The organism is Kineothrix alysoides, assembly GCF_000732725.1.
GTDB lineage: Bacteria > Bacillota > Clostridia > Lachnospirales > Lachnospiraceae > Kineothrix > Kineothrix alysoides.
In genome coordinates this window covers 1,724,396-1,736,314 of the sequence record NZ_JPNB01000002.1, presented here as the reverse complement: position 1 = coordinate 1,736,314, position 11,919 = coordinate 1,724,396, and the positions used below count along the sequence as shown (strand labels likewise).

The window sequence follows — 11,919 nt, the reverse complement described above, 5'->3', positions numbered from 1 at the left end:
GGTACTTTCTCATTTTTCTAAATCTACGGTCTTAAGGAGCTCCTTTATCTCTTCTATTGACAGCCACTGCGCGTTGTTATCCGAACTGTAGGAAAAGCCTTCCGCCACCTTTTTGCCATTTAGATTTATCTGCTGCTTGCTGTTCCAGATCACCTGCGGATAAACGATAAAATGCTTGTCATATTCATAAGTCGTATCGGAATCCTCCACTGTCACCATGATTTCGTGGAGCTTTTCGCCCGGGCGGATTCCCACCTCAGGCATCTGACAGCCCGGAAGCATCGCCTGTGCCAAATCCGTAATCTTAAAAGAAGGAATCTTGCTGATGAAAGTCTCTCCTCCGGTAGCTTCCCCAAGTGCCTTGATGACCAGTTCCACGCCTTCCCTAAGGCTGATCCAGAATCTGGTCATACGGTAATCCGTAATCGGGAGCTCCGTTTTGCCATTCTTCACCATATTGTGGAACAGCGGAATGATAGAGCCGCGGCTTCCCGCCACGTTTCCATATCTTACGATAGAGAAGTTGATGTCCTTCGTACCTGCATACGCGTTTGCCGCCACGAACAGCTTATCGGATACAAGCTTGGTACCGCCATATAAGTTTACCGGATTCACCGCTTTGTCCGTAGAAAGTGCCACCACCTTCTTCACATCGCTGTCCAGTGCCGCATCAATTACGTTCTGGGCACCGTGTATATTTGTCTTAATTGCCTCATTAGGATTGTATTCGCAGGCGGGCACCTGTTTAAGCGCCGCCGCATGAATCACGTAGTCTACCCCTTCAAAGGCTCTTTGCATTCTCTCCCTGTCCCGTACATCGCCGATAAAAAAGCGAAGCTTGTCCTTATATTCCCTGAATTCATTTTCCATCAAGTATTGCTTAAATTCATCTCTCGAGTAAATGATAATTTTTTTCGGTTCATAGTGTTCCAGAACATATTTGGTAAAACATTTTCCAAAAGAGCCCGTCCCGCCCGTTATCAATATCGTTTTATTATTCAGCATAGTTAATTCCTCCAATATTATTATTATTGGGTATAAAACACCCAAGGTATAAAACTCCCAATGGATAAGACACCCGGAATATAAGCCACTCAGGGCAAAGTACACCAACGGTGTAATTCCGCTAAAAATATACGAATGGTATAATTCGAGAGAATTATACCATAAATCAAATCACATGACTATATATAATGCACCAAAAGGCATTAGGTATTAGGTTATTAGTCACGCATTACTCGAATTCATACACACTCCAAAGGGATTTCTGTCCTACCATCCGGTAGCCTTCAAGCTCCGGATTGCTTCTAAGAATCAGTGCAAGACTTTCCTCCTTAGTATCTCCATCCGCCGCGTATACAATCAACTTATGGCTGCCGCATACGATTCTATCGGTAATCTCCTCCTGATTATCTTCACTCATAAAATATGCACCATCATATTCTAACAGCTCATCGGAGCACCACCAGACATGATAGGGGGTAGCCGCATTATATAGAATCACTACCGGAGCATGGGCATTTTCCTTAGCATATTCCACCCTGTCTCTATCTTCTTCATAGAGAAACAGTACCTTGCCTGTTACAAGCTCATGAACATCCTGTGCCAAAAACAGAAAGAAAAGAAATGCAATGCCGGCCCTTCTAAGCCTCTCGTTAATGAACAGTGCGCGGAAGATTCTTCCTGATAACGTATATACCGCCGCGATGGTCAGCAGCATGCATATCCCATATACAGGAAGCTCATAGCGGTTAGATGTCTCATAAAGCAAGAGCGCCGTTTTGGAAACTGTAAAAAAATAACCGAAGACCGCAAAGAGCAACAGAAAATATGTCTTATAATCTCCTTCTATCACAAACGTTTTCACCTCGGAATTCTTTTTCTTCCGGATAAAAAGCACGATTGTCATAACAAAAATCAGCGCAAGAAGCAGCAGGAAATGTCCGTCAAAAACATATTCATCCATCAGACTGCCAAAAAAACGAAACCGGTCCGCCGTATTCGCCCCGTCCAGAAATTCTGCCGCAGCTCCGGTTCCCCGATAGCCTCTGAAAATATGCGCCAGAGAGGCCGGATAGCTTATAACAGCCATCCCTATGGAGACGGCGCAGCTAAGTCCATACCGAAAACAATTCCACAGATTTTTATCCCGCCACAGAAGCCACAGACAAAAGCCTGCCGCCATGAAAAACAAGAAAATAATATAATAATATTGTGTCAGAAATCCCAGATAATTTACAAACATAAGAGGCAAAAGGAATTTGTGGAAACTCAAATCCCCCTTTCTCATCGAGTGTTCTGTAATCATTGCCCGTACATGCAGACAGGCGAGAAGCAGCACGAATAGCGTCAGCCATTCATACATCCTTATAAAAAGTACCCCGGAAATAATAACCGCATTGAACCCATGAGCTGCGCTGACTAAAAAGGTAAGTATTTTATTTCTGTCCGTTACCATATAGGTCAGCCATGCCAATAGAAAAAAGTTAACAGCATATGCGAATAAGTTCACCCCAATGCCCAGCCATTTGCTGAATATGCCCGGAAACAGCGAACAGGCGGTATGCAGGAGAAAATAGAAAAAAGGCGGGTGCACGTCCCAAGATTGCACCGTCGCTACCAAACTGTAGTTAAAGCCTTCTCCCTCCAGTACGACGAACTCATTGCGATACGTATCCTTATCCAACCATTCCCTATCCGGCTCGTACAGCCCTGCCGTACGATTGGATGAATAATAGGAATAATATTCATCCTCATGAAAGCCTGCTTTTTTGCCTCCGTAGTATAGAACAAGAAGAACTTGCAGACAAAGCAAAACCAGCATGCCAAGCTGCCAAGCATAATCTCTGACCGTCTTTTTTTTATTAAAATCCCATTTCTTTTCTATCATGTTAATTTCCGCCGTGTATTTATTTCCTTATTTTCCGCTTTATCTTTTTTACTTTTATCTTCTTATCTTTTTCTTTACCATTATCTTCTCATCTTCAAACGGTGAAGCCTGCGTACTGTCTTTGGCGCTATGGTAAGAAGTATTAGATAAAGCTTGTTCTTTGCCGTAAGATAAGGATTCCCTGTTGTATCAGCCGAATGTCTCCGCAGATATTTCTTTACTGAGCGGTAGAATTCATCTTCATCCGACATCCTGGAAACCGGAATATGAAGCATATAATCCAATCTTTGATACAGTCCGAACCGAACTGCTTCTTTTTTTAACGCCGGATACTTTTCCTTCACCAGTTCTTCAACCATATCCGCATTGTTCACAATATCGATAAATACCCTTGAAAACTCATCCTTCGTTTTCTTTCTCGTATTGCTTCCGACACGATAAAACACATGATAACACTGCTGTGGAATCACAGCGATGCCTCCCGCCTCCTCCAGCATATTTACGAGAAGGTGAAAATCCTCATTTAATACTCCCTCGGGAAAACAGCGGCCTTCAAACAGCCTCCTATCCGTCAGCTTCGTACAAAAAGAGCTGTCTCCCCTATGCAGCAGCAGCTCCCGCAAGAACCTTTCCGATTCGCATATATACGCCGCTTCAGGCGGTTTGCATACGTCAGGAAGTCTCCGTCCATTCTCATCGATTTCATCCCTGGAGGTCTGCGCCATGCGAACCCCATATTTGTCCACACATTCCATCAGCCGCTCATACATTCTGCTATCGATAAAATCATCGCTGTCCACAAACCCAAGCCAGCTTCCCCTCGCTTCACTGATTCCCAGATTCCGGGCAGAAGAAGAGCCTCCGTTTTCCTTATGGAACACCCTGATTCTTTCGTCCTTACCTGCAAGCTCATCTACCAGCCGCTCCGTTCCGTCATTTGACCCATCGTCCACCAATATGATCTCCAAGTCAGAGTATGTCTGCCTGCATATGGACTCTACGCACCGCGGCAAATAATCTATAATATTATAAACGGGAACGATAACGCTGATTAGCCTCTGCTCCGTTTTCTCCATATTCATTTCATTCCTCATGCTCTTATCCCTGCTTCCTACACTTGGTGTCCGGCCACTCTTTCATACATCCGCCTCGGCGCAATAACAGGTGCCGGACTTAACGGTCCCTCTTTTGCCGGAATCACCTTCCCGTCCTTTAAATCCCCGCAAAAGCGAAGCAACTCCTTTGCCGCATATTCCGCATTCCACTTACCAATAATTGTACGGTAAGCTTCTTTTCCAAGCCTTTTGGTAAGCTCAGGTTCTTTTACCAGCTTCCTGACTTGCATGGAAAAATCCTCATAAGAGCCGTTTTTATACACCAGACCATTTTCTCCGTGTTTTATCAAAAACGGAACCGCTCCCGCTTCCACATTAGCTACTACGGCACAGCCGCTGTTCATGGCCTCGTTCACAACCGCTCCCCACCCCTCCAGATAATTGCTGGTAAACAGATGGATTTGGCATTTTTCCATAACTTTTCTAACCGCTTTCGGTTCCGTATAGCCGTAGAAGGTAAAGTATTCGTCCAGACCTTCCCCCTTTACCGACCGCTTCACTTCCTCTTCCAATTCGCCGCTTCCCACCATATGAATATGGAAATCCGATATTTCTTCCCGCAGCTCCTTCGCGAGCTTTACCACAAATTCCGGGTGTTTTAACGGTATAAACCGCCCCGCCCATATCATATCGATTCTCTCCGAGCTGCCCTTCAAGCCCTCAAGCTCTCCCTCGGCATATCGAACAGTCTCAGGGAAATAACCGAATCGGAACATTTTATCCGGATAAGCCCTTACGATATGAAAGTCCGAAGCCACATAAGCTCCCGCACACAAGAGGCATACCGGTGCCTTCCGGTATTTCGTATGCTCCTTATATTTCTGTACCAGCCCTCTCGGCGAAACAGCTTTCCACTGACCTTCCCGATACAGCCTTTCGCTCACCCGTATGACCGGCTTTCCCCCGCGCAAGCGTTCTTCCACAATATCCTCCCGTCCGGTCCAGCCGAAAATAACGATATCGCTCTCCATGATCAGCCTGCGACACTCCTCCTCCTGCTCATACAAGCAGAGCACGTAGGGCAGCTTATGCAACTCCACGCTCCATCCCATTGCAACACGCTCCGTTTCCATGGGCTCGGTCTGTATAAAATGATAGCCTTCTCCCAGTTCCTTATAGCATGCGTTCGAAAAAGGAATCTGATGATGATTGATGTAATTGGATACAAAGGTAACCGTCATTCGCAAATCTCCCTATATACTTCCAAAAGCCTTTCGTAATTGGCATCTCCGTTATGAGTTCTATACGCCCTTTTTCTTGCTGCTTCTGCTCTTTTCTCTGCTTCCTCCGGATTCATCCACACCTTGATCACCGCTTCTGCCAGCTTATCCACATTGCCTGCATCGTAAAGAAGTCCTTCGGTGCCGTCTCCGAGCATGCCGGGAATGCCTCCCGTCCGCGCTGCCACCGCAGGTACTCCTAAAAGCATAGCCTCTCCTATGGAATTGGGGGAATTCTCCAGAGAAGACGGGCAAATGAATAGGCTGCTTTTTAAAAATTGCCTCTTCATCTCCTCTGCTGAAAGCTTGCCAAGTATCTTCACCTTATCCTTTAGACCGTATTCGCGTATCAGCCTCTTTAAATATTTTCCATAAGAGGAAATTTTTATCCGGTCTTTCATCGTCCCGTCAGCGATAATACTGTTCCCTGCCACATAGACGATAGCATCCGGATATTCGGAAAGAATCTTCGGCATAGCCAGAAGCACATAATGAAAGCCCTTTAGGGGATAATCCCCCTGACTTAGAAAAATGCTGTGAGGCACGCTCTCTTCCATTTTCCATTTTCCATCATAAAAATTGTATCGCATCGTCTCGTTCATATGATAATATTTTGCATGGGCATTGATTTTTTTCGTTTCTTCTCTGTCGAATACAGTTCGTCCGGTAATATTCCCGGCATTTCTAATAGCCTGTTTCTCATGTTCTCCCCGCAGCCTGAACTTCTCCTGCTGTTCAATTATTCCGTCTTTTTTTATCCAATCACGGAAAGTCCTTCTCCTCTGTACGTATTCCGGAAGGTCTGCCATATAAGCGTCAGCGCAGGCGAAACAAAGCCCTTGTATCCCTATCAGTATCCTCTCCGGCCGTCCGAAGGCTCTTGTCATAGCCAGCGTATGCGGAAACTCCGTTCCAAAAATATGAACCACATCGGGGACAAAATCCTTCAGAATATCCGAAAAACGTGCCTCCATGCTCTCATCGTATTTTTCCGGTGAGTTAAGATTCTCCTCAAAGGCGTAGCAAACCGTACTTCCAAGCATCCACCGCCCGTCTTGTTCCTTGAGTTTACCTTCCAGTCTTTCCACCGGAAAACAAATCCCCAATTCAACCTGCTTCCTATCATCCTTGCTCATACGCTCATAAATTCCGGTCAGCCAGCCTTCCCTATTGCTGTAGGGAAGCTCCAGACTTTCTGCAATAGCCGGAAGCATAATATTACATAGCCATAATATCCTCATCTTTATATTCATGCTCCTTTCCCGCATACCGCCATCGATGGCACAAAATTTCTTTTCACACTTATCCTCATGTCTGCGGCGGATTTCGCATAAAGCTTTATCATGCACCGGTTGTTCCTATCGCTTGTATACAAGCGCTTTTAACTTGTTATATATATGAGCCGTCACTTTATTTCGGGAAATCCACGTTCTAAGTGAAGCGAGAGATAGTATCATTAAGGTGCGGTATTTTAGTATCTGCCCATCCGACATATATTTTTTTACAATTTCCCTATGCTCTATCTCGGATCTCTTTCTATTTTCCTTCGTCTCGGAAAAGCCGCCGCCCTCATAATCAGCAATCAATATCGGCATATATACCGTATCGGCTTTCCCTTCAAAAAAGCACCAGAGGAAATGCTCATAATCCGCCCTTACAAGATATTTTAAATCAAATCCCTTTTGTCTCATAAGCTCCGCCGAATAGAAACAGGCTTGATGGCAGGGCACATTTCTATAACACCCGAAGGCGTTCATACAGGGGTTGGAACTTACCCTTTCTCCGGTTATCTTTTCCTTGATATCACCATAAAAAATGACATTTTTCCGTCCTTGATATTCTTCTATTTGCTCTGCAACTTTTCGAAGCACATCCTCGCTGTAAAAAGAGTCTCCGCAATTTAAAAAATAAACATAATCTCCCTTTACTTCCTCTATTGCCTGGTTCATCGCATCGTATATCCCCGTATCCCTCCGGCGATACACCCTTATCCTCTCATCCGCAGGAAGCGCCTCTACCGAACCGTCATTAGAAAGTCCGTCCTTTATGATTATTTCATAGCCGCCGTATGTTTGCTGCTGAATATTTTCAATTGCCGCTTTCAGCCTTTCGCCTTCGTTCAGGCAGACCACTACGATGCTGAACTTTATCTGTCCCATAAACTCTCCTTTAATTCATATCCGATAGAATCGGCACCATATCGTGAAACATAAACGTCTGGTACGGCAGCACCCGGATGCCGTCATTCCCCGCCCTCATCAAATAAATCGCAAAGTATCCCACCGCTGCCAACACAATCGCCGCAGTAAAAAATTGCTTCTGCCTCTTATCCGGTATCCTGCTCACAATGGCAGGAAGGAAGAGAATCTGTGTTATGTTCAGATAATATCCGATTCTCGTTATAATAGGCAGGAAGGAGCAACACACATACAATACCAAAGCTCCCAGATTACAATAGAAATAAAAACGGTTCCGTTTGCTGTCTTTTACCGCATCCTTATAATACAGCAAAGCTAAGACGAGCACTCCTGTACATCGGAGTATATTAAACCAGCTTACACCGCCCTCCAAATATTCCGTATCCTCATAAGAAGGATAGAGAAATACCACCGCCTTTAAATAAAAATCCTGCAGGAAGAAAAAGGTGCTGCAAAACACCGCCATTAACGCAAGCTGCCACTTTTTCCAAGGAAGTGTGGCAAGAAAATATAAAGGTATGATTACCAGTAAAGATTTATGGAAGGTTGCTCCTAAAAGAACAAGCAGAATAAACTTTCCCCATTCCTTTTTCAGTACATACTTTATGGAATACAAGGCCAGAGCAAGCGCAAAATAATAGCGCACCGTATTAAACGTATGAAAATAAAAGCCGAATGCCATGAATAAAAAAAAGCTGAAGCCGAAGCTGTCGCTTTGCTCGTACATGGCCTTCAGAAAGAAAAGAATCGTAAAAAATGCGAATACGGCAAATACCAATAGGAAATTCTCATAACCTGAAACAGCGTACAGCACCGTTACCAATGCGTTAAATCCCGCCTCCGTAGGTACATAATCATATGCCCCTACTGCAATCAGATGCATGAACTCCACATACTTAGCGTAATCGTTGCCTACATTCAACCTGCATGCGGACACTCCAAATAAGATGATAAAAATAGAAAACAGGCACAGCCCGTTCAAAGCCTGCTGCCTGCTCCATTTTTTGTTCGAGAGATTATAAGGTGAATTTCCCAAACAATGATTTATGCCATTTGGCATGATCCGCACCGCTCCTGCAAGCAGTATGGTAACCGCCGTAATCACTATATATAAAATCATAATCCGCGAACCCCTTCCCGCATCCACTTATACGCCTGCTTCCAGCCAATTTCCTTACACATTTCCTTTTTATGCGCCAGAAGAAACCGCAGTGAAAAAGGAATTGCCACCCTCCCGTATAAATAGCGGTATAATACGCCTCTATCCTTAAAAAACTTCTCGTTATAGCCATAAAACCACGTGGACTTTCTCTCTATCTCTTCTCCTATCACTACAGGAGAGGCATAGATGCGAAGTCCGGCCTTTAAGCAATCCCTTAGAAAAAGGCTGTCTTCTCCGTTACTGTATATGGCTCCCCCTCCGAAGAGAAGAGAAAAGCTCACATTCGCACTATGGAGCGCAGAGCGCCTCGCTGCAATGCTGTATGCCGGATATCTTCCATAATTATACCAGCGGATCCTTTTCTCCTTTTCATTCCAATAGGTTCTCCTCGCCGGAGCCACCTTTACATTGAACAAAATAAGATCTGCGTCCTTCCTCTCCTGGAATTCTTTTTCTACTTTTTTCGCATATCCTGTATCGTATACAATATCTTCATCTGCAAAAATGCAAATATCTCCGTCAGCACGCATAAGAGCCGTGTTTCTGCTTAGCCCTACCCCTCTTTCCTTCAAGCTGTAGCAGCGCACCCGATGCCCCTTATGCCGGTATTCGTCATAGGAGAAGCTTTCGCACTGATTGATGACGACAGCCTCCGTTTCTATATTCATTTTCTCTGCCAGTGTCAGGACTTCCTGATTCACTGCGGAAACCAACATCTGCAATTCCATCTCCGGCTCCAGTCTATTTCCTATTTTTGCTCCCATTTGCCCGCTTTAGCGGGCGTACAAATCAAGGAGGGTGAAAGTGCATTTCTTTTAACCTTATACCTCTTGCACATATAATACCTTTTCAAAAAACGAACGTCTGCTTCTACAATCAATATACCAATAACCCTGCAATCCTGTTTTTCCAGATTATTCAATGCCCGTTCTACTAACTTCCCGTTTCCTCTGCCATAGCGTACCGTCAGAAGAACTCCGTCTGTATTTCTGATTTCCTCATACACCTTAGGCGATTCCTCTGCAAGCTCTACCGGAATAATCTCGTAGCTCTCCTCCAGCTTCTCCGTGCTAAAGAGCTTCTCCATGGTAAACGCCGCATTCCTGGCATCCTCGCCGTTGTCCGCGCTCATAAGGGATACCTTCTTTAATTTCCTGCACAAATAACTGAAGTTAGACAAAAATTCGCTTCCATAGCTTTGAAAGGTACCGGATTCGCCGGATGTAAAGATGCCGACTGCGGGTATTCCAAACCGCTTCTTTGCATCCGCCTCCACATAAACGGAATCATCCAATATATAATATAAGGCCATGGACAGCAAAACAACGATGAGCATAAGTACGGCTCCCATCACCGCCGCATTTACCGTGCGATCGTCCCATACGATCTGCTCGGGCTCTCCTGTGCTGTAAATCTCTATGCGTTGAAACAGCTCGTCCGTTTCTCCAAGATGCACAAGCGCAATCTGCATAGCCTCCATAATCTGAGCCGCAAGCTCCGGCTGCTTTGCGGTCACCGTTACCGTAAGCAGGCGGATATCCGAAAGAATCTCCGCTTTGGTCGCAGCCGTCACTTCCTCTCTGCTTATCTGTGCCGGCAGTTCGGCCATCGCATAGTCTAAGATGGGATCCGTATCCAGTAAGTCGTTCCAAGTATAGCCGTTATAGGAAAGCTCATTAAAGTCCTCGGGCTCACAGTTGAAATGCAAGTATATCTTAGACACTGACTGATATTCCTTCTCCGACGCAAATATAAGGTGCGCAGCGAGATAAATTCCTACTCCCAGGACAGCTCCCAAAACGACTGCCGCCACAGCCAGCCACAACTTATTCATAAACAGCAGAAACACTCTTTTCAAGTCCATTTCTGCCCGCATATACCTTTCATTTTCCATCCTGCCAATCATATTCCCTTCTCAATTTCACCGTTCTATTTCTTATTTATCCTCTTCCTGCCTAAGCGCTGTTATCTGCTTACTGTCCACCCCTTCTGTGCTTTCTGCACGGAACAGGATCTTCAGGGTCAGCAGCATCAGTTTCATATCCAACCATACGGTATAATTTTCAATATAAGCCAAATCCAGCTTCAGTTTATCGTAGGGAGTCGTGTTGTATTTGCCATAAACCTGCGCATAGCCCGCCAGTCCTGCTTTGACCTTCATCCGGTAAAGAAATTCCGGCATTTCCTCTACATACTGAGCGATAATTTCAGGACGTTCCGGCCTCGGGCCTATAAAGGACATCTCACCCTTTAATATATTGAACAGTTGTGGAAGCTCGTCAATACGTACTGCCCTGATAAATTTTCCTATCGGCGTAATCCTCGAATCGTTCTTTGCCGCCAATCTGGCCACGCCGTCCTTTTCCGCATCCACCCGCATACTTCTGAACTTCATGATATAAAACTCCTCCTGATCTCTCGTACAGCGGACTTGCTTGTACAAAACGGGACCGTTGTCATACAGTTTTATGATGAGTGCAGCGACAAGCATAATCGGAGAAGTAATTATAATCAAAAGCAAGGAGCATACAATATCTATCAATCTCTTTACCGCCCTCTGCTCCACCGTCAGGGAATATTCCTTTGTAAGGAAAATGGGAGTATCGAAAAAATGAAGCTGTTCCGAGCCTTGAATCAGCACATCCGTAATCTTAGGCATCATATATACGCGGATGGATCTGCCGTAGAAAAATTTAAGAAGCTTGTTTCTTTCCTGGGTGGAAATATCCCAAAGAACAACTGCATCATAGCGCTTCACCGCTTCTTCTTCGATTGCTGTTACACCTTCACTGATGTTCATACACTTCACGATATTGAATTTATCTTTTCTAGTGGCGAACTTGCTCATAATATCGTCGATAGACCGCTCTCCATATACTAACAGCATTTCCCGCGGCGGAAATACGCTACGGTAAAAAGTATTGCAAAAATACGTCCACACTCCGGATATTACGAACTGTATGGCCGTTACCTGCAGCATAGGCCCTATCGGAGCCAACCAGTTTCTCATAAGGGAAATTTGAAAATAAGATATTACGTTTACAGCCAAAAAAGAAAATATCTGCGAGAAAAAGACTTCGGAATGCTTCAAATATCCAATCTTCAGTCCCCCGTAGGTATTTGTGAAAAAGAACAAAAGAACAAAGTAAATACCAATAATTAGAATATGTCCATTAATATAAAATTTCAGCTTCAACAATACGAGAGGATAATAGCTTTCAAACCAAAAATAAGCATAAACAGCCGTTTGCAGGCAAAGACCCAGCAGCGAAAGCTGTAATATGATAATTCTTTTCATAGATTCCAAACGTTTCACAAATGCACCTCGTCCCTT

At 44.6% G+C, this 11,919-nt stretch carries 10 protein-coding genes; all 10 read right to left on the bottom strand.

Going from position 1 to position 11,919, the window contains the following annotated elements:
* Positions 1-9: 9 nt before the first annotated feature.
* Positions 10-1,005, bottom strand: a complete 996-nt coding sequence (pseB, locus tag CC90_RS0118990) for a UDP-N-acetylglucosamine 4,6-dehydratase (inverting) (protein WP_031392294.1) — start codon at positions 1,003-1,005, stop codon at positions 10-12.
* A 229-nt stretch (positions 1,006-1,234) separates the two neighbouring features.
* Complete coding sequence (locus tag CC90_RS0118985) at positions 1,235-2,890, bottom strand: hypothetical protein (RefSeq protein WP_031392293.1); 1,656 nt, start codon at positions 2,888-2,890, stop codon at positions 1,235-1,237.
* Positions 2,891-2,970: 80 nt separating this feature from the next.
* Entirely contained in the window at positions 2,971-3,984 is a 1,014-nt protein-coding gene (locus tag CC90_RS0118980) for a glycosyltransferase family 2 protein (protein ID WP_242843340.1), read from the bottom strand.
* A 17-nt stretch (positions 3,985-4,001) separates the two neighbouring features.
* Positions 4,002-5,186 carry a glycosyltransferase family 4 protein gene (locus CC90_RS0118975; protein ID WP_031392291.1) on the bottom strand — a complete coding sequence of 395 codons (1,185 nt, stop codon included), beginning with the start codon at positions 5,184-5,186 and terminating at the stop codon, positions 4,002-4,004.
* Positions 5,183-6,466: a glycosyltransferase family 4 protein gene (locus tag CC90_RS0118970; RefSeq protein ID WP_031392290.1), complete on the bottom strand. Its 1,284-nt coding sequence runs from the start codon at positions 6,464-6,466 to the stop codon at positions 5,183-5,185. The genes CC90_RS0118975 and CC90_RS0118970 overlap by 4 nt, the downstream gene beginning before the upstream one ends.
* Positions 6,467-6,583: 117 nt before the next feature.
* Complete coding sequence (locus tag CC90_RS0118965) at positions 6,584-7,384, bottom strand: glycosyltransferase (protein WP_031392289.1); 801 nt, start codon at positions 7,382-7,384, stop codon at positions 6,584-6,586.
* Positions 7,385-7,394: 10 nt separating this feature from the next.
* Positions 7,395-8,543: an EpsG family protein gene (locus CC90_RS0118960; RefSeq protein ID WP_081906056.1), complete on the bottom strand. Its 1,149-nt coding sequence runs from the start codon at positions 8,541-8,543 to the stop codon at positions 7,395-7,397.
* Positions 8,540-9,349, bottom strand: a complete 810-nt coding sequence (locus CC90_RS0118955) for a glycosyltransferase (RefSeq protein WP_242843339.1) — start codon at positions 9,347-9,349, stop codon at positions 8,540-8,542. Before CC90_RS0118955 ends, CC90_RS0118960 begins: the two co-directional genes overlap by 4 nt.
* Entirely contained in the window at positions 9,334-10,491 is a 1,158-nt protein-coding gene (locus tag CC90_RS0118950; RefSeq protein WP_031392286.1) for a YveK family protein, read from the bottom strand. Before CC90_RS0118950 ends, CC90_RS0118955 begins: the two co-directional genes overlap by 16 nt.
* Before the next feature lie 30 nt (positions 10,492-10,521).
* Entirely contained in the window at positions 10,522-11,901 is a 1,380-nt protein-coding gene (locus CC90_RS0118945; protein ID WP_031392285.1) for an exopolysaccharide biosynthesis polyprenyl glycosylphosphotransferase, read from the bottom strand.
* Between the last annotated feature and the right edge of the window lie 18 nt (positions 11,902-11,919).

Bases quoted from the DNA above. Each gene is read 5' to 3' on its own strand.
- pseB (WP_031392294.1), bottom strand. From the start codon at position 1,005: ATGCTGAATAATAAAACGATATTGATAACGGGCGGGACGGGCTCTTTT.
- CC90_RS0118985 (WP_031392293.1), bottom strand. From the start codon at position 2,890: ATGATAGAAAAGAAATGGGATTTTAATAAAAAAAAGACGGTCAGAGAT.
- CC90_RS0118980 (WP_242843340.1), bottom strand. From the start codon at position 3,984: ATGAGGAATGAAATGAATATGGAGAAAACGGAGCAGAGGCTAATCAGC.
- CC90_RS0118975 (WP_031392291.1), bottom strand. From the start codon at position 5,186: ATGACGGTTACCTTTGTATCCAATTACATCAATCATCATCAGATTCCT.
- CC90_RS0118970 (WP_031392290.1), bottom strand. From the start codon at position 6,466: ATGAGGATATTATGGCTATGTAATATTATGCTTCCGGCTATTGCAGAA.
- CC90_RS0118965 (WP_031392289.1), bottom strand. From the start codon at position 7,384: ATGGGACAGATAAAGTTCAGCATCGTAGTGGTCTGCCTGAACGAAGGC.
- CC90_RS0118960 (WP_081906056.1), bottom strand. From the start codon at position 8,543: ATGATTTTATATATAGTGATTACGGCGGTTACCATACTGCTTGCAGGA.
- CC90_RS0118955 (WP_242843339.1), bottom strand. From the start codon at position 9,349: ATGGGAGCAAAAATAGGAAATAGACTGGAGCCGGAGATGGAATTGCAG.
- CC90_RS0118950 (WP_031392286.1), bottom strand. From the start codon at position 10,491: ATGATTGGCAGGATGGAAAATGAAAGGTATATGCGGGCAGAAATGGAC.